This window comes from Paenibacillus sp. W2I17, assembly GCF_030815985.1.
GTDB lineage: Bacteria > Bacillota > Bacilli > Paenibacillales > Paenibacillaceae > Paenibacillus.
The window spans coordinates 5,655,107-5,674,065 of record NZ_JAUSXM010000001.1 but is presented as its reverse complement, the minus strand read 5'-3'; the positions used below and the strand labels follow the sequence as shown (position 1 = coordinate 5,674,065).

The 18,959-nt window shown below is 47.7% G+C and carries 15 protein-coding genes and 1 pseudogene; 3 read left to right on the top strand and 13 right to left on the bottom strand.

Going from position 1 to position 18,959, the window contains the following annotated elements; genetic code table 11:
* Positions 1–104: 104 nt before the first annotated feature.
* From QF041_RS31305 to xylA, 4 genes are all read right to left on the bottom strand, one after another.
* Positions 105–1,175 (bottom strand): glycosyltransferase, encoded by a 1,071-nt coding sequence (locus QF041_RS31305; protein WP_200869389.1) that lies wholly within the window; start codon positions 1,173–1,175, stop codon positions 105–107.
* Positions 1,176–2,269: 1,094 nt separating this feature from the next.
* The gene (locus QF041_RS25270; RefSeq protein WP_307416085.1) at positions 2,270–2,986 is read right to left on the bottom strand and encodes a glycosyltransferase family 2 protein; all 717 of its coding nucleotides are present in this window, start codon (positions 2,984–2,986) and stop codon (positions 2,270–2,272) included.
* A gap of 221 nt (positions 2,987–3,207) precedes the next feature.
* On the bottom strand, positions 3,208–4,701 hold the full coding sequence (xylB, locus tag QF041_RS25265) for a xylulokinase (RefSeq protein ID WP_307416084.1): 1,494 nt from the start codon (positions 4,699–4,701) through the stop codon (positions 3,208–3,210).
* Positions 4,702–5,133: 432 nt separating this feature from the next.
* Positions 5,134–6,450: a xylose isomerase gene (xylA, locus tag QF041_RS25260; RefSeq protein ID WP_036606941.1), complete on the bottom strand. Its 1,317-nt coding sequence runs from the start codon at positions 6,448–6,450 to the stop codon at positions 5,134–5,136.
* 198 nt (positions 6,451–6,648) lie between these two features.
* Here xylA and QF041_RS25255 point away from each other — a divergent pair, with 198 nt between their 5' ends.
* Both QF041_RS25255 and QF041_RS25250 read left to right on the top strand, forming a co-directional pair.
* Positions 6,649–7,815 carry an ROK family transcriptional regulator gene (locus QF041_RS25255; RefSeq protein WP_307416083.1) on the top strand — a complete coding sequence of 389 codons (1,167 nt, stop codon included), beginning with the start codon at positions 6,649–6,651 and terminating at the stop codon, positions 7,813–7,815.
* 147 nt (positions 7,816–7,962) lie between these two features.
* Positions 7,963–8,160, top strand: coding sequence for a hypothetical protein (locus tag QF041_RS25250; RefSeq protein WP_017692236.1), 198 nt, complete (start codon positions 7,963–7,965; stop codon positions 8,158–8,160).
* Positions 8,161–8,299: 139 nt separating this feature from the next.
* On the opposite strand, the gene QF041_RS25245 is transcribed toward QF041_RS25250, so the two are convergent.
* The gene (locus QF041_RS25245; protein ID WP_036668031.1) at positions 8,300–8,530 is read right to left on the bottom strand and encodes a glutaredoxin family protein; all 231 of its coding nucleotides are present in this window, start codon (positions 8,528–8,530) and stop codon (positions 8,300–8,302) included.
* Positions 8,531–8,592: 62 nt separating this feature from the next.
* Positions 8,593–9,534 (bottom strand): thioredoxin-disulfide reductase, encoded by a 942-nt coding sequence (gene trxB / locus QF041_RS25240; RefSeq protein ID WP_036668032.1) that lies wholly within the window; start codon positions 9,532–9,534, stop codon positions 8,593–8,595.
* Between the two features lie 256 nt (positions 9,535–9,790).
* Between trxB and QF041_RS25235 the strand changes: the two genes are divergently transcribed.
* Positions 9,791–10,522, top strand: coding sequence for a ZIP family metal transporter (locus QF041_RS25235; RefSeq protein ID WP_237178227.1), 732 nt, complete (start codon positions 9,791–9,793; stop codon positions 10,520–10,522).
* A gap of 123 nt (positions 10,523–10,645) precedes the next feature.
* On the opposite strand, the gene QF041_RS25230 is transcribed toward QF041_RS25235, so the two are convergent.
* The 7 genes and pseudogenes from QF041_RS25230 to kduI form a co-directional block, all read right to left on the bottom strand.
* A complete protein-coding gene (locus QF041_RS25230; protein WP_307416082.1) occupies positions 10,646–11,455 on the bottom strand; it encodes an alpha/beta fold hydrolase in 810 nt (269 codons plus the stop codon).
* 44 nt (positions 11,456–11,499) lie between these two features.
* Entirely contained in the window at positions 11,500–13,515 is a 2,016-nt protein-coding gene (locus QF041_RS25225; protein WP_307416081.1) for a heavy metal translocating P-type ATPase, read from the bottom strand.
* Positions 13,516–13,938: 423 nt separating this feature from the next.
* A pseudogene (locus tag QF041_RS25220) lies at positions 13,939–15,247 on the bottom strand (homocysteine synthase).
* 238 nt (positions 15,248–15,485) lie between these two features.
* Positions 15,486–16,331: a sugar phosphate isomerase/epimerase family protein gene (locus tag QF041_RS25215; protein WP_307416080.1), complete on the bottom strand. Its 846-nt coding sequence runs from the start codon at positions 16,329–16,331 to the stop codon at positions 15,486–15,488.
* A 37-nt stretch (positions 16,332–16,368) separates the two neighbouring features.
* Positions 16,369–17,121 (bottom strand): 2-dehydro-3-deoxy-D-gluconate 5-dehydrogenase KduD, encoded by a 753-nt coding sequence (kduD, locus tag QF041_RS25210; protein WP_091019283.1) that lies wholly within the window; start codon positions 17,119–17,121, stop codon positions 16,369–16,371.
* Positions 17,122–17,198: 77 nt separating this feature from the next.
* Entirely contained in the window at positions 17,199–17,957 is a 759-nt protein-coding gene (locus tag QF041_RS25205; protein WP_307417051.1) for a DeoR/GlpR family DNA-binding transcription regulator, read from the bottom strand.
* 86 nt (positions 17,958–18,043) lie between these two features.
* Positions 18,044–18,883, bottom strand: a complete 840-nt coding sequence (gene kduI / locus QF041_RS25200) for a 5-dehydro-4-deoxy-D-glucuronate isomerase (protein WP_036606918.1) — start codon at positions 18,881–18,883, stop codon at positions 18,044–18,046.
* Between the last annotated feature and the right edge of the window lie 76 nt (positions 18,884–18,959).

Sequence of the window (18,959 nt, the reverse complement as noted above, 5' to 3'; positions counted from 1 at the left end):
ACTCTATGATGTACTTTTATCACAATGCAAAAAACCTCTCCATGGAACATGGGCTGATTCACCCATTCAATTCCACGAAAGAGGCCGCATTTCGACTGAAAATACTAAGCGTTTTCCAATACGTTATCCTTCTCCAAATCTTTAAAGTATCGATCGTTATATAACATGCTCGGATGTGTTGGATGATAGGCGAGTGCGATATCATTATGTTCCCGGGCCTTGGCACGATTACCCATCCGGTCATAACACACACATAGTTGCAGATGCGGCATCCAGGTCCAGGCTGCTTCATTCAGCACTACCATAGGATCATCAGGACGTACAGCACGAGTCGCCTGTTCGTACCAGAACAGGGCCTTGCGATAATCTTCACGGTCGGCAAAATAACCACCCAATCGACAGCAAATCTCGGCTCTTGGCAAATCATAGGCAAATGATCGGAACAACGCCGTGACTTCCTGTTCCGGATGTTCAAGTGCAGCTTCACAATCCGCAATTTTCTGGCAAGCAGCGATCTGATCTTCCACCCAGCCGAGCCCGGTATCCAGAAACTTCTCATAGTACTTCACCGCATCCTCATGCTGTCCATGGTCCTTCAGTTCATTACCGAAATAATACAAGTCACGCGGCCCGAATTCCTCTCCGGCCTGTTCCCTTTTGCGATAGATCCGCAGATTCCGATCGGTATACTCCTTATCTTTCTTATGGGTAACCGCTATATCACTATGCAGCAGATTGCCCGCTACAGCCAGATATTCATGCACCGCGCCAATCCAGCGAAATTGCCGATCCCGACGCACCAGACGATTCCGGCGCAGACTGTAGGCTACCTTGCCATCTGCTGTGAATGACAGATTGTAATCCATCGTGACACTATCAACATCCGGGTCCAGCGAACGTTTCAAGGCGATCAGTTTCGCCCGATCTTCCGGTTCGAACACATCGTCGGCATCCAGCCACAGAATATATTCACTCTTTGCCTGATCGAAGGCATAGTTGCGTGCTGCTGCAAAGTCATCCACCCATTCAAAGTCAACGATACGATCCGTATATCTGGAAGCAATCTGACGGGTACGATCCGTTGATCCGGTATCCACGATTACAATCTCATCGGCAATCCCGTTGACCGAGTCCAGACATCTGGCAAGGGAAGCTTCTTCATTTTTCACAATCATACACAGGGTAATACTGATCGTCTCTTCGCCTCGTCTGGCCCTGCGGTTAAAGGCGGATACCCCCGGCAGTTCGGACAATCGATAGATGTGGTACGCAGGGAAATGAGTATCAACGAACAAACGAAAACCCAGTGCTTGAGCACGGATGCAAAAATGACGATCTTCGCCCCAGAAGGATACATTGGGAATCTGGTCATATGAAACTCCTGCTGCCAGAACATTTTTGCGAATAAGGGTACATGCCCCTAGCCCTCCAACTTCATAACACCCCGGGATCCGCAGCTGATTTAGAAAAGCAGTTGTTTGCGTGCCCTCGTCCTCCGTCTCGGTTCCGTCTAATGTTTTGCCACCGCGGCGATACAAGGCATACTCATCTTGTAGCCATACCTGTGGCATTTCCCTGGCATCCGGCTGCCAGCGGGTCCAAAAGATATTGGATACAATGTCTTTGCCACTCGATACAAGTTGCTCCAGCGTCCGCGGATGCAGCACCAAGTCAGAATCAATCAGGAAAACCGCATCGTAGTGATTGTCGCGTGCATATTGCAATATGCGATTTTTCAAACCGGCTACACGCCAAATCTGCTCTTCCTGCCAATAGTGTCCTCCCTCATCCTTGCTGTACACCCCTTTGTTGTCAGGACTATCGCTACCATGTTCATCTGCTTGAATAACCGTCCCTTCATGCTGAAGCACAAATTCATGCAATATATTCGATGCGGCTTCTTCCACGTTATCATCAACAAACAGATAATCCGTCTTCACTGTTGTTCGTTCCAGTGCATGCAAAGAATCCAGAAATTCACGGAGCACCGGAGTTGTCTGGCGAACCGGGCTGGCGATCAGTATTCTTTCCTGGCCAAGCTCTTCAAGCTTTTCCGATTGGCGGGTTTCCAGCGATTTATCAGAACTTCTGGACGGTCGATGATTACTATGGCTCTCTTTCTGGCTCTCATGTTGCTCCTCTTTTTGATTTTCTTTTTGATTTTCTTTCTCATTCTCTTTCTCTTGTGAATTCAGCTCTATTTGAGGTTGGGATTCTTCTTGCGATTTGCGTAACGGGTCTTTCTTCAACGTGCTCACTCCCCCTCTCTTTATTCGAACCATGCCAACAGTCGTGGCTCTTGATCCAATATCGATTCGTACTGTTCCTTCCAACCGTATCTTGCTTCAGGGTCCAGTGCTTGATAGCGTTCATATTTGCGGATGCGGTCTTCTTCCCGCGCCCAACCATAGTGCTTCACCCGGGGAGCATGACATCCATAGGACCAATGCTGGATCGTTAACGGAAAACGACCACAATGCTGGGGTGTCTCCTTCCATTCATAGCTCATCCCCGGGTGATAACGAATCAGAAATGGCCGATAATAGGCATGCGCCTGCCAGAACTCATCTTCCCGGTAATGCGTCTCACTCCACATATCAAACAATCTGAAATAGATCGCATCTTCATTGCCAGTGAGCAGCAGATCCCGTACCAATCCAAAGTCACTGGTTAGAATCTCATCCGCATCCAGATTCAAAATCCACTCCGGATTGGTCGCCACCGTCTCTTCCCATTGTTGTTTTCTCAGGCTTACCTCGTCTGCAAAACGTGAAGCAGCGTTCTCCACTAATACGAGTGGAATACCATCCAGAAGTTCCCTGCACAGCGCGACCGTTCCATCCGTGCTTCCGTCATCAATGATTACTGCGCGATCAATCCAGGGACGATGTCTCTCCAGTGCCTGCCTGAGATAGCGATTCTCTTCATTACGAACGATCATCGACAAGGTAATATGTGGTCTTCCATGTTCCTCATGTCCATCCAAAGCTTCACCCCCATGCTCAAGCTTCTACCTATTAAAATGTCGGATACACGATGCCTGGACGAATCACAATCCTCTATTTCCAATCTATGCAGAGCCGGAATGCGGATATGCAGGCCAAGTAAACCTTTCATGGGGTTAATCTTGATGAACGACAAAAAAGCACCCGCCTTCGCGGATGCTTTTAAATGTAATCACAAGATTAATGTAGTGAAATAAATGAATTAACGGTATTCAGCCAAACGATCATTGAGACTACGTGTCTGTCCATAGACTTCCTGGTACAGTGCGAACAGTCCATCATAGACGGCAACCGTTTCCGGGTTCGGCTCATAGGACTTCGCTGGACGAATAAACGCTGTTGCACATTCCTGCAAGGACGGGAACCAGCCACAACCATAGGCAGCCAGCATTGCTGCACCCATCGCAGGACCCTGTTCGCTCTCCAGCTTCACAATCGTGGCGTTAAAGACATCCGCCTGCATTTGCAACCAAGCTTCGTTCTTGGCACCGCCACCAATGGAGATGACTTCATTGACGGTTTTGCCTGCACCACGCAGAATATCAATGGACTCGCGCAGCGAGAAGGTAATGCCCTCCATCACCGCACGTCCAAAGTGCTCCAGCTTGTGTCCTGCATCCATACCGATGAAGCTGCCACGGATATTCGCATCCGGATGAGGTGTACGCTCCCCAACGATATATGGTGTGAACAACAATCCGTTGCTGCCCGCCGGAACCTGATCAATGCCCTGCAAGAGTACATCAAACGATTTGTCCGCTGCAAACGTATCCTTGAACCAAGACAGGCTGTATCCTGCGGCAAGTGTTACACCCATAATATAGAAGGCATCTTTCTCCCCGTGATTGAAAAAGTGCACTTTGCCTTCGAAATCGAGATCTTTACGCTCTTCGTAGGAAAGCACAACCCCGGACGTTCCGATGCTGCACATCGTCTGTCCTTCACTCAAAATGCCTGCGCCAATGGCACCACAAGCATTATCCGCACCACCTGCATATACTTTTGTCGCAGCCGCCAGACCGGTTTGATCCGCAATCTCAGGCAGCAACGTGCCCACTTCATCAAACGATTCCACAAGACGTGGACAAAGGGAGATTGGCAGCTCGAATGCTTCTGCAATCTCGTTGCTCCACTGCTTGCCTGCAACGTCCAGCAGCAAAGTTCCCGCTGCATCAGAATAATCCATAGCGTAATCCCCGGTCAGGCGATAACGCACGTAGTCTTTCGGCAACAGGAATAAGGATGCTTGCTGTAACAATTCAGGCTCATTCTCCTGAACCCACAGTATTTTTGGCAAGGTAAAGCCTTCAAGGGCACGGTTCCGTGCAATGCTTAACAGCTTGCTGTCCAGCACTTTTTCGATGCGACGGCACTGAGCCGTAGTACGTGTATCGTTCCACAGGATTGCATTCCGCAGCGGTTTACCTTCTGCATCCACCAACACCAGTCCGTGCATCTGACCGGAGAAGCTCAATCCCTCGATTTCCGAAGGCTGCACGCCAGACACTTCCAGCAACTTGCGCAAGGAAACAATCGTCTGTTCTACCCAATCTTCGGGATTTTGTTCGCTGTATCCAGCCTTGGGCTGGTACAACGGGTATGCCTCGGATGCTTCAAATGCCACTTTTCCTTCACGATTGACCAACACGGTTTTGACCGCACTGGTTCCAAGATCGACACCGATTACGTAACTCATAGGTTAACTCCTCTCGTTTGTAACAGGATTGTATAAATGAAACCTTGATGCTCATGTGGTCACTCCGTGATCAGAAAACCCTCAGATCGCCGTTACCCCCAGATTTCCTTTATACCCTTTGGCAAGGGAGAAATCCGGGGATAAATGCGAACGCTTCGCTTCCTCGGGTCCTTTCTGCTCACTTCGTTCTGCATGTACCATCTTAGACAAACATTTATATCAAAAATTTAAAAACCGCGTTGTTTGTTTAATCAAAAAACCGCCCCCGTCTTCCCATGGGAAAGTCGGGGACGGTCCGAATGTCATGCTTGTTCAGGCGTTCCATGGTACAAGCTAATCTTGTGCATAGGCAAGCTTGGAAACTGATGTCCAACACATATGAGTTGAGTAACCATCGGTGGTAGACGTGCACCAACCCTGCCGAATCCGCTATTAGTCAGCCAAGATGTACTGGTTGAGTTGTGCTCTCAGCAATTCCTGGCGTCCGGATTGGTTTTTGCGTGGGCTTTCGTTGTTCAACGCGTACTCAGCAAGGGAAGCCAGTGTTGCTTTACCTGCAACCACATCTGCGCCAATACCTTCGCTGAAGCTGCTGTAACGTTTTTCGATGAAGTCATCGAATACGCGATCTTCGATCAATTTCGCTGCTACTTTCAGACCTTTTGCATACGTGTCCATACCTGCGATGTGTGCCAGGAACAGATCGTCTGCTTCGAAGGAACCACGACGTACTTTCGCGTCAAAGTTCACACCACCACGGCCGATACCGCCGTTTTTCAATACTTCATACATTGTCAACGTAGCATCGTACATATCAACCGGGAACTCATCCGTATCCCAACCGATCAACATATCGCCTTGGTTTGCATCGAGGGAACCGAGCATGCCGTTTGTACGAGCAACGCGGATTTCGTGATCAAATGTGTGACCAGCCAGTGTAGCGTGGTTCGCTTCCAGGTTGAGTTTGAAGTGTTTGTCCAAACCGTATTTTTGCAAGAAAGCTATGGAAGTTGCTGCATCATAATCATATTGGTGTTTCGTTGGCTCTTTCGGTTTAGGCTCAATCAGGAATTGTGCGTCAAAGCCAATTTCCTTCGCGTAGTCTACAGCCATGTGGAACATGCGAGCAATGTTGTCTTGCTCCAGTTGCATGTCTGTGTTCAGCAATGTGTCGTAACCTTCACGACCGCCCCAGAATACATAGTTTTCAGCGCCCAGACGTTTACCCACTTCCAGACCTTTTTTGATCTGTGCTGCAGCGTGAGCATACACGTCTGCGTTGCAAGTGGATGCTGCACCAAACATGAAGCGTGGGTTCGAGAACATGTTCGCCGTGTTCCAGAGCAGTTTTTTGCCGCTGGATTTCATATGATCTTCAATCAGATCAACAATGGTATCAATGTTGCTGTAGAACTCACGCAGGTTGTTGCCTTCTGGTGCAATGTCCACATCGTGGAAACAGAAGAACGGGAGATTCATTTTTTCCAAAAATTCAAATGCCGCTTCCACGCGTACTTTCGCGAGGTCCAGACCCGAGTATTTATCCCACGAACGAACAGCTGTCTCCGCACCGAACGGGTCACTGCCGCCTGCAGTTAATGTATGCCAGTAAGCCATGCCGAAACGGAAATGTTCTTCCATCGATTTGCCGGCTACAACTTCTTCCGGATTATAATGTTTAAAAGCAAAAGGATTCTTGGAATCTTTACCTTCAAATGCAATTTTATTAACGGATTCAAAATAGGCCATGTGTAAAATGCCTCCTCAATAGTTTTAAGAAATCGTTTACACCGTTATCCTATCACATCGAATTTACTTTGTCTATTGGTTAAACAAAGTAAAACAAAATTGTTTTTTACATGTTTGTTTACGCTATAATAGTCGAATAACTTGTTTCGGATGTGGGTCAGACCCCTTTTATCAGAAGAATAGGAGTGCCTTAACCATATGAAAATTACCGGAGACCAGATGCTGGTCAAAAAAATAAACAAGTCGATCGTTCTGGATACGATCCGGCGCCATGCCCCTCTTTCTCGCGCACGAGTGTCCGAGGTTACGGGGCTGAACAAAGCAACGGTATCCAACCTGGTTGCTGATCTGATCAGTGATGACCTGGTGCAGGAGATTGGCCCTGGGGAATCCAGCGGCGGACGTAAACCACTCATGCTGCTGTTCCGAGGGACATCAGGCTATGCAGTCGGTCTGGAACTCAGTGTGACCCATTTGAAAGGCGTGCTTACAGATCTGGAAGGACACATCATTACAGAGTACGCAGTGACCTTGGAACATCATGACGTGTCATCTGTTCTGGAGCAATTGAAATTCGCAGCAAAGCAGCTCATTGAAGCAGCTCCTCCTTCCCCTCATGGAGTCATTGGTATTGGCATCGGGGTGCCCGGCATGGTGGATGAGTCAGGAACGGTCCTGTTTGCACCCAACTTGGGGTGGGAGAAGGTAGCTCTGCGCTCGATGCTTGAAGAAGAATTTGAACTGCCTGTAACGATCGATAATGAAGCCAATGCTGGTGCTCATGGAGAGTTGAATTTTGGGGCAGGTATCGGTGTCCGTCACATGATCTACATCAGTGCAGGCATGGGGATTGGTTCAGGCATCATGGTGGATGGTGAATTATACAAAGGTGCGTGGGGCTACGCAGGGGAAACAGGCCATATGTCCATTGAAGCTGAAGGTCTTCCCTGCTCCTGTGGTAATCGTGGTTGCTGGGAGTTATATGCATCGGAAAAAGCCTACGAGCACCCCGATCATCAGCTAAAATTACCTGCTCATACCACACGAGAGCTTATTCATTATGCGGAGCAAGGCCATGAGGCTGTTCAGGAATTATACAACACGATTGGACGCAAACTGGGGATTGGCATCACCAATATCGTTAACAGTTTCAACCCGGAACGTATTATCATTGGCGGTCCGCTCTCTGAAGCAGGTCCCTGGATTGAAACAGCGTTAAAACAAGTTGTTGAGGAACGTACATTACCTTATCACCGCCGCAGTTTGCAGATTGAGTGGGCAGCTCTGGACAGCCGTTCCACCCGCGTTGGTGCCGCTTACTCTGCGATATCCCAGTTTTTAGGAAAAATTAGGGTGTCTGTCTAATAACAGATGAAAATTGACATCATTTCGCCCCATTTCCTCCCTTTTTGTTAAAGAAATCCAGATGTATAATGGGGTTATGTGATTTTTGTCATGGCTGTGTGAATCAAGCTGTGTTAATTCCGATAACGAAACGGAGTGAAAAAAAGCGTGACCTACGTGGATACTTCAGATATCTCGGCGCAAATGTTTGTCACCGTACTCCTGTTCCTGATTGTGCTTGCGCCCCTGTTCAGCCTTGGCATACTCCGATTGTTCCAGAGCAAAAAGAAGGCTGGTTTCATGTACATGCTGTCAGGATTGCTGGTGTATGTTGTATTTCAGACTTTCATGAGTATTTTTTTCTAGATCATATTCTGCGTTTGCACAAAAAACCGTACCCTTCCGGGTACGGTTCTTTCTATATCCTAACGGCTCGCGAAAACCGGAATTGCATATGAATCGAAAATTTCTTTCATCACATGATGATTCAGATAATCAGCCTGATTTAAGCGTCCAATGCTTTGGCAAATTGGGTTTTGTTCATACCCAGAATGCGGTGTTCACCAATTACAGTCAATGGCACGGCACGTACACCCATGTCCCATACTTGTTGTGCAAATTCATCGCTAGTTTCGATGTTGCGCTCTTCATAAGAGATACCTTTGTCAGCCAGGAACGTTTTTACGGATTTGCAGTTAGGGCAGTTCGTTGATGTATATACAATTACGTTTTCCATGTTTAATTCACCTCATATGGTTTTATATTAATCTATAGTTTGGTTGGAATCAGCTCATTCTATTACAGAACAACTGCGCTGTGCTCCAAGCTCTCAATGTATTTCTCTGTGTCCATGGCAGCCATACATCCGCTACCTGCAGCTGTAATCGCTTGTTTGTAACGTGTATCCTGTACGTCACCACATGCAAATACGCCTGGGATGTTTGTCTCGGATGTACCTGGTGTAGTCAGGATATAACCGTGTTCGTCCGTAGTGATCTGTCCGCCAAGGAAACCAGTGTTTGGTGTGTGACCGATCGCTACGAATACGCCGCTTGCCGGAATCACTTCTTCTTCACCTGTTTCGTTGTTCAACACTTTCAGTCCGGTTACGCCGTTGTCGCCAGCAAGTACTTCGAGTGGTGTACGGTTCAAAGCCATTTCTACTTTTTCGTTGCTACGTGCACGATCCTGCATGATTTTGGAGCCACGCAGTTCTTCACGACGGTGTACCAGCGTTACTTTGGAACCGAAACGGGACAGGAAGCTTGCTTCCTCAAGAGCAGAGTCGCCACCGCCGATGACGATGATTTCTTTGTTACGGAAGAAGAATCCATCACATGTTGCACATGTGCTGACACCACGGCCCACATTTGTTTCTTCGCCAGGAATACCGAGGTATTTAGCAGATGCGCCTGTAGACAGGATCAATGTTTCCGATACGAGTTCACCCATACCTTCAACTTGAATCTTGAATGGACGCTCGCTCATATCGATGTTGTTCACCCAGCCTGTGCGGAATTCAGCACCGAAGCGCTCAGCTTGTTTACGCATGTTGTCCATCAGTTCAGGACCCATAATTCCATCAGGGAAACCTGGGAAGTTCTCCACTTCAGTCGTTGTTGTCAGTTGGCCACCAGGTTGTGGTCCTTCAATAACAAGTGGATTCAAGTTGGCACGTGCCAGATAGATTGCTGCTGTCAGCCCTGCAGGGCCTGTTCCAATAATAATTGATTTATACATGTATAGTTCCTCCCCCGGGTTCTGCAAAAAGGTTAGGCCCTCCGGCATCAAAAGCTTAGGCTTTTGCATACACTAGAACGAAAAGCCCATATCATGTCCACAAGTCCTGCCTGTGAAATGAGAATTGTCCTATGCAGAAACGGAATTCTAATTTATAATCATTCTAATCTGTTGTTCATTATGATCTCTTTTATGTACGGTGTCAATGCTCGGCAGCGATTATGAAGAAGTCTTCATCAGGAGGGAAAATGGAAGCATGAACGATGCACTCATTGGCAGTTTTATATCAGCCATGTCTACCGGCCTAGGGGCCGTACCGATTCTATTTATGCGCAAAATATCGCACCGTCTGCGTGATATCTTGCTGGCATACGCCGCAGGTATTATGACCTCGGCCTCGGTCTATAATCTCATTCCGGAAGCGCTTGGCCAATCGAATCTCTTTGTACTTGCATTTGGTATTATGCTTGGTAGCCTGGTTCTACTGGTGCTGGAGATGAAGATTCCACACGTCGATCTGGAGAATCCCGAGAAAATGCCTTTTAAAATTGAAACCAAAGCCTTCATGATTATTGCAGCCATCACCATGCATAACCTGCCGGAAGGGTTATCCGTTGGCGTCAGCTATGCAAGCTCAGATGAGAGCCTGGGCAATCTCATTGCCTTTTCCATCGGATTGCAGAATGCACCGGAAGGATTCTTGGTGGCCCTCTTTCTCGTGAACCAGAACATTGGCCGCTTCAAAGCGCTGGGTATTGCCACCCTGACCGGAGCGGTAGAGATTATTACAGCTATGATTGGTTACACCTTGAGCAGTCTCGTAGCTGGTCTTGTGCCTTATGGTCTGGCCTTTGCAGCCGGTGCGATGATGTTCATCGTCTATAAGGAACTTATCCCTGAGAGTCACGGCGATGGCAATGCACGTGTGGCGACGATGTCCTTTTTGCTCGGGCTCATCACGATGATTGGTCTGACCGAACTGTTTTAATTGAAGACTAAAGAACCCGAGCGAACAGTCCAAGACTGTCGACCGGGTTCTTTGTTTAGCCACAAATGAAGATTCCATGAAATTACTGGGATCGTCTGTCAAAGGTATTGCGCCCTCTCCTGATCAGGATTGGATGAAACGAATCAGTTCCGAATTGAATTTTTCCAATTCATCATAGAATGCACCATGACCGCTCTCTTCAAAAGCAATCAGTTGAGACGAAGCGATGCCTTGGTGCATCTGCTCGGCGAACTCAAACGGACAGATCTCATCTTTTTTCCCGTGCAAAATGGCTGTTGGAACCTGAATGGAACTCAGGTCACCTCGCAAGTCCTCATCCCGCAACGCCATTGCACTGCGAATGGTACCATAAGATGAAGCTTCCATGCCGAGGGCGTGGAACCAATCCATGAATGGCTGGCTGTGTTTCTTCGCGAAGAACATGCCGCCAAATGTCTCCAGCAACTTCGGACGATCTGCAAAGATCGGCTCAATGATCTGCTCGTTCAGCTGCTCTGGAGTCAATCCGTACGGATAACCTTCGCGCTGTGTGAACACGGGGGCTGCCGCAGATAACAAGACCAGCTTGGAGACACCATGTCCCTTATGGCGAGCAATGTAATGTACTGCAATCGCTCCACCCATGGAGAATCCTGCGAGCACGGCGTCTTTCAGCTCCAGATCATCAATAACGGCACGAACATCATCTGCCATGCGATCATAATCATATCCTGTGGAAGGCTTATCCGATAAGCCATATCCTCTAAAATCTATCGCAATGGCACGAATGCCATGGTTCGGCAGTACATTCAACTGGTATTCAAACATTTTATAATTAACAGGCCAGCCGTGCAAAAAGATAACCGGGGTGCCTTCGCCAATATCTTCAACATATACTTTTACATTTGGTTCCACTTGTACATAACGTCCCATATTTCACAGCTCCCTTTATCCTCGAATCGTCTCTTCAAATCTGATTACCGTAGCAGCCTAAGCCCATTCAGAATAACCAGAATTGTACTGCCTTCATGACCTACCACACCCAAAGGCAATGCGACATCCTGGAGGAAGTTACCCGCAATTAAGGCCAGAATAACGGTGATGGCAAAACACATATTCTGTTTCACCGTACGCTGAGCTCGACGAGCCTGCCCAATCACCCAAGCGATCTCTTCAATGTTATCATTCATCAATACCGCATCAGCGACCTCCAGTGCAGTCCCGCTGCCGGACAATCCCATCCCCATACCCACAGTAGCTGCTGCAAGTGCCGGTGCATCATTGACACCATCCCCTACCATTAACACAGGACCATACTGTTTGCGGAGCGCTTGGACCTGCTTCACCTTATCTTCAGGCAGCAAATCTGCATAGACCATGCTTACTCCTGTTTCACAGGCAATTACAGAAGCTGATCTGGCTCGATCTCCTGTTAACATGGCAACTTTTACACCCAACGCTTCAAGCTTTTTCACTGCAGCTGCTGCCTGTGGCCGTACCGTGTCCCGCATCGCGATCAGCCCGACTAATTCACCATCAGCCATAACAATGGATACGGTTTTCCCCTCCCCCTCGAGACGGGAGCATACATCGCCCCACTCAGAAGATACCTTTACATGATTAGCACCATGTCCATCTGGATCATCAACGTTAGCGTCTTTTATCTTCTCTGACTGCATCGATTCCATTACATTTGTTTTGCCAATGCTCCAGACCACACCATTTATAGTTCCTTCGATACCCCAGCCTGTTAGAGCCTGTACGTGCTCCGCTTCCTGAAGTGTAATGTTCTCCTTGTTCGCCTGATCTACGATGGCACGAGCCAAAGGATGCATCGAGAGGTTCTCAATCGCCGCTACCGCAGCTAACAGCTGGGTACGATCTACATGTTCAGCCGTAATAATATCGGTGACTTGAGGGGTGCCCATGGTCAATGTACCTGTTTTGTCAAAAGCCACGACTCGCGTGCGAGCCATATTCTCCATATGGGCACCACCCTTGAAGAGAATGCCACGGCGCGCACTGCTGGACATCGCGGACAACATAACAGGCATGATGGAAGACACCAATGCACAAGGCGAAGCAACCACCAGAAACACCATGGCTTTATAAAATGCCTCATTCCATGTCCAGCCAAGCAGTAGTGGAGTTCCTGCAATCACAAGTAAAGTCACCCCTACAACAATGCGTGCGTAAATTCCTTCAAACCGCTCCATAAAACGCTGGGAATCCGGCACTTCTGCCTGCGCTTCTTCCACCATTTTAATGATTTTGCCAAACAGTGACCCTTCAGCCGATTTTGTAACCTCTACGTATAAAGCACCCTCCCCGTTTAACGTACCTGCATAGACTTCATCCCCCGCAACTTTGTCCACAGGCAGGGATTCTCCGGTGATGGATGACTGATTGATAAAAGAACTCCCCCGGTACACGACACCATCTGCTGGGATGAGTTCTCCCGGTTTGACCAACAGCAGATCACCCGGCTCCAGATCATCAATAGCCACGAGGTTCATCTGTCCGTCCTCAATACGCAGTGCAGTCTCCGGCTTCAGCGCGAGTAACGATGAGATATCCTTATGACTGCGCTCTGTCGCATAACTTTCCAACGCACCACTGAGTGCAAAAATAAAGATTAGCATCGCGCCTTCATTCCAGTAACCGATGGCTGCTGCCCCAAGGGATGCGGCAATCATCAGAAGATTTACATCCAGATCACGGTCCTTCACCAGTGTCTCAATACCTTCCTTCGCTTTGGTCCAACCGCCAACCGCATACGCCACAATGTAGAGCATGATGGATAAGGTACCAAAATACGGTGCAGTTCCCCAGGCAATCAGCATCAACAGTCCGCTGCCCAATGCAGATTGCATCTCTTTATTCTGCAACATGGCTCGATAATCAGGCTTACGTCCCCGGTTTGGGCCTGGTGTTTGGGATAAGCGCTGTTCCGTTTTTTTCTGTCTGTGTAGTGGTTGATGTATCGCTTGCATATGAATCACGTTCCTTTCGAATGGTAGGTTTGCGGATGACGAGTCTGCTAAATTCCGCTCCCAAAAATGAAGTTGTATTGAGAATGAGAGCCATTGTTAATGCCCTAAAAATGACACATGCTGCTGCGGGAATCCCGCAGCAGCATGGTTTTGTGAATGATTTTGAAATAATCTCGAATGAGAATGATAATCATTTTTGCACTTATGCAATTGTGTTTACTCAATACAACTTTTAATCAGTATATGCCTGTGATCCACATTTGTAAATGGGCTTTTTTCGATGGTTACTCATAAATGCGTGTTCAAAAAGACAAAAAGCCGCTGTCCCGGAGGACAACGGCTTTAACCATCATTTTAATATTCAATATGACCTGTTTATGGCATACCACTTAAGTGATTGTTTACACATCCACTTAATACCATTTACGCGCCTACACTTGCTCCCTGACTTGCTTTGATGGCTTGCTCCAGATCATAGATAATGTCTTGAATGTTCTCCGTACCCACAGACAGACGAATCAATTCCGGATTAACGCCTGCTGCAGTTTGTTCATCTTCGGTCAACTGCGCGTGAGTTGTACTTGCCGGATGAATAATCAGTGACTTGGAATCGCCCACGTTTTGCAAGGTGAGAGAACAGTTTGACACTTTCAATCAATTTGCGGCCTGCATCCGCACCACCTTTGATTCCAAATGTCAGAATGGCACCCTGCCCTCTAGGCAGATATTTCTGTGCAAGCTCATAAGAACCGTGGCTCGGCAGACCTGCATAACTTACCCAAGACACACCCTCATGTTTCTCAAGGAATTCCGCAACCGCAAGGGCATTGCTACTATGACGCTCTACGCGAAGATGTAATGTCTCCAGTCCTTGCAGCAACAACCATGAGTTGAATGGAGAGATCGTTGCACCCAAGTCACGTAGAAGTTGTACACGAGCTTTGATAATATAAGCAATCGGTCCAACCGCTTCCGTATATACAACACCGTTATAACTGGAGTCCGGCTCCGTCAATCCAGGGAACTTGCCACTTGCTTTCCAGTCAAATTTTCCGCTATCCACGATAACGCCACCAATGGATGTACCATGACCCCCAATAAATTTCGTTGCAGAGTGCACGACAATATCTGCGCCATGTTCGATGGGACGAAGCAGGTACGGACTTGGGAACGTATTATCCACGATCAAAGGAATTCCATGTTCATGAGCGATAGCTGCTACCGCTTCAATATCAAGTACATTCCCCTTTGGATTACCGATCGTTTCGGCATACAATGCTTTGGTTTTCTCCGTAATCGCTGCCCGGAAATTCTCAGGATCACTGGAATCCACAAATTTCACGTCCAGACCCAGTTTCGGCAAAGTTGTCGAGAACAGATTGTATGTACCTCCATACAAACTTGCCGAAGACACGATCTCATCGCCTGCACCAGCAATATTTAGAAGTGAAAACGTAATGGCTGCCTGACCAGAAGCTGTAGCCAGCGCTCCAGCTCCGCCTTCCAACGCCGCAATCCGCTGCTCAAACACGTCGGTTGTTGGATTCATCAGACGGGTATAGATGTTGCCAAACTCTTTCAAACCAAACAAGTTAGCTGCATGCTCGGTGTCCTTGAATCCATAGGATGTTGTCTGATACAAGGGTACAGCTCGTGCGTTGGTGGTTGGATCAATCTCCTGGCCTGCATGAATTGCCAATGTTTCAAATGAAAGCTCACGTTCGTTTGACATAAATCTGAATCCTCCCTCGATATATACGTTCTTTAAGTTCCTGGTGTCTTCGCATGGTGGCGTATGTTTTCCATATTCTCTCACAAGATGTCGCATTTGAAAAGACTTATTTCCGATTGTTCCGATAAGAAAAATTAAATATGTACACTATTGATTTCTGTACTAAAAAAACCTTTGCCCTCGCAAAGGTTTTTCAGCTACTTTGGCTTCGGTATGCAATACCTCATCCAGGATTTTGTTAGACGTGAACTGCACTCCATACTTCACGCAAATGTTTGGCCGCAGGTACAGCTTCCTCCGCAGTTACACCTTCAAGTGAAATATCGATATGTGGCTTATACGTTTTTAGCAATTCAAAAAATAACGGGTAATCCAGTATCCCTGCCCCAGGTACCGGATTAAACTTCTCTCCCTGTGCATCAAAGGCTACATCTTTGGCATGGATCACAATCATGCGCTGATACAGCGATTCCATCACCTCGCGCAAGAAAGCCCCTTGATCTGCAGCATGTGGTTGCTTGATCAGATTACACGGGTCGAACAGCATCCCCAGATTGGATGAAGGAATCTCTTCAAACAAACGTGTCATATGTTCATGTGTATGAAGGGTATGTGTGGACACAGGCTCAATCGCCGCATGCACGCCCCATTTCTCCGCTTCCTCAGCCAACTCCTCAACCGTTTCTTTCAGCACACTCCACGCCTTCTCTTCATATCCATCCGGATGTGTATCCTGATAGGTGTCCAAGCCCCCGGTCTCTGTTGCTACCATGCTGCAACCAAAATCCCGGGCATAACGCAGATGTTCCTTGAATCGATCAATGTCCGCACGTCGTCTTACCGGATCAGGGTCAATCGGATTAATATAACAGCCAAGTACTGCAATCTTCACCCCGCGCTGTGCAAATTGATCTCCGATCTCATTCGCTAGCCCTGGGCTCAGCTTGCCATTCGATGAGTCCACATCTGATAATGCTTTGGCCAGCGCCAGCTGTACGGAATTAAATCCGTTATCCGCAATCGTCTGCGCAAGCTGTGCTGTAGGCTGTTTGCCAAATGTATGTGCCAGAATACCAAGTTTCATCTCACTGCCTCCTTATGCTAATCCGATTATCAAACGATTAACGTGCCATCCAGCCGCCATCGACATTCAGCACATGACCATTCAGATAATCCGAAGCGGCAGATGCCAGAAAGACAACCGGGCCTTTCAGATCTTCAGGTGTTCCCCAGCGCCCCGCAGGAATACGGGCTGTAATATCCCGGTACCGATTCTCGTCCGCACGGATCTGGGTAGTATTATCGGTTTCCATATAACCAGGTGCGATACCGTTAATCTGAATTCCCTTCCCTGCCCATTCATTGGCGAGTGCTTTGGTTAAACCGGCAACGCCATGTTTACTGGCTGTATATCCTGGCACATTGATCCCACCTTGATAGGACAACATGGATGCAATATTAATGATTTTGCCACTTCCGCGTTCAATCATATGTCTGCCTGCCAATTGGCTCAGGAAAAATACAGTGTTCAGGTTCAGACCAATTACATCATGCCAGTCCTGCCCTGCATGATCAGCCGCAGGTGTGCGACGAATGATTCCGGCATTGTTGACGAGAATGTCAATTCTGCCCTGGAACGCAAGCGCCTGTTCGAACACAGCCGACAACTCATCTTCACGACTTAAATCCGCTTCAATCACATAAGCTTTGCGTCCGAGTGCTTCAATGGCACTTGCCGTTGCAGCAGGCTTGGAATAAGAGACCAGCACCACATCAGCACCTGCTTCTGCCAAGCCAATAGCCATCCCTTGTCCAAGTCCTCCCGAGGTACCTGTCACCAGTGCAACTTGTCCGCTTAAATCAAATGGGTTCATGAATGATTCCTCCGCATGGTTTTGATATGCAATCCTTAGATCCGTCCGTTCTTTAATCCCATGAATAATGAATGAGGTTAACTTTGATAATCCACTGTGACACCGCTCTGCTCGTATAAGGCAGCCGTCTCTTCATCCAAACGACTATCGCTGATAATGTAGTCCAGTTCGGAACACTGGGCGAAAGTTCGCAGTGCAAATTGTCCGAATTTATAATGATCCACAACGCCGTATACTTGCTGCGAGGCAGATATCATTGCTTTTTTTAAAGGAACCAGATCTCCCGTGTATATGGATAATCCAAATTCCGGATGAAGGGCTGTCGTGGATATAAAGGCTTTATGAATGTTAAGACTGGAGATAAACGAAGCCGTATCATCCCCAACCAACATATTCCGTACACGAGCCCCGCCAGGCACAACCAGTCGCACTTGCTCCTTCTTGGTCAGCTCCGCAATAATGAACAGGTCATTGGTCACCACCGTCAGTGGTTGATTATCGAGACGTTTGGCCATCTCCAGCGTGGTGCTGCCACCATCGAGAGCAACGATATCTCCAGGTCGAATGTAAGCAAGGGCACGTTCAGCAATCTCCGTCTTCTCCGGATGATGCTTCTCGGTAACTCCGCGGCTATTCAAGATGCCATACTGGTCATTCTGAGCCAGCATAGCACCACCATGGACACGTACGAGCAGTCCCATACTCTCCAACTTGTCGAGATCCTCTCGTACTGTTTTCCCAGTCACCTGCAACAACTCACTCAGATCACTGACGGTTACTTCCTGGCGCTCCAGCAGAGCCTCCATAATTTTTTCATGTCTTTTCAATGGATTCATCATAATCAACTTCCTATACTACCTGAGTCAAAATGAATGAGTTATAGTGTCTACCCTGTCAATTTAACTCAGACATCTGTAATTTATTATTTCAGGTCTTTCATCGCTACGCCGTCCATATCTTCGAACGTCTGGTTCTCACCAGCCATCGCCCAACAGAAGGTGTAATTGCTTGTACCCACACCACTGTGAATGGACCAGCTTGGGGAAATGATCGCCTGGCGATCACGTACAACCAGATGACGCGTTTCGTTCGGCTCGCCCATCATGTGGAACACAACGCCGTCTTCAGGCAAGTTCCAGTACAAGTATACTTCGGAACGGCGGTTATGTGTATGTGCAGGCATCGTGTTCCACATGTTACCCTTGTCGAGTTCGGTAATGCCCATCACCAACTGACAACTCTGAATCCCACCTTCTCCTTGGTGAATGTAACGATAGATCGTACGCTCATTGGAAGTTTCGATGCTGCCCAGATGATTCGGCTGAGCTTGTTCTTGTGTTGCTTTTACTGTTGGATAGGTGTGATGAGCCGGTGTGGATACAAAATAGAATTGGGCAGGTTGAGCCTTGTCACTGCTCGTGAACACAACTTCCTTCACCCCTCTACCGATGTAGAGACATTCCTTCGCTCCAATCTCATAACCTTGTCCATCCGCTGTCACTGTTCCGTGACCACCGACATTAATGATACCGATTTCACGACGCTCCAGGAAAAAGTTCGTTCCGATATCTTTCAGGTTCACTTCAAGGGTAATGTCCTTGCTCTCGGGTACAGCCGTTCCCACAATATAACGATCCACATGAGAATACACCGTTACCAATTCATCGGTTGCAAACAGTTGCTCCATCAAAAATTCCTCACGCAGGCGAGATGTATCATACGTTTTCACTTCATTCGGATGTGCAGCATAACGATTTTCCATTATTAATCCATTCCTTTCGTCATTTAAATTAGTTGGGATTGAGTTTGATAAGGTTCATATAAGTTCATTTTAGTTC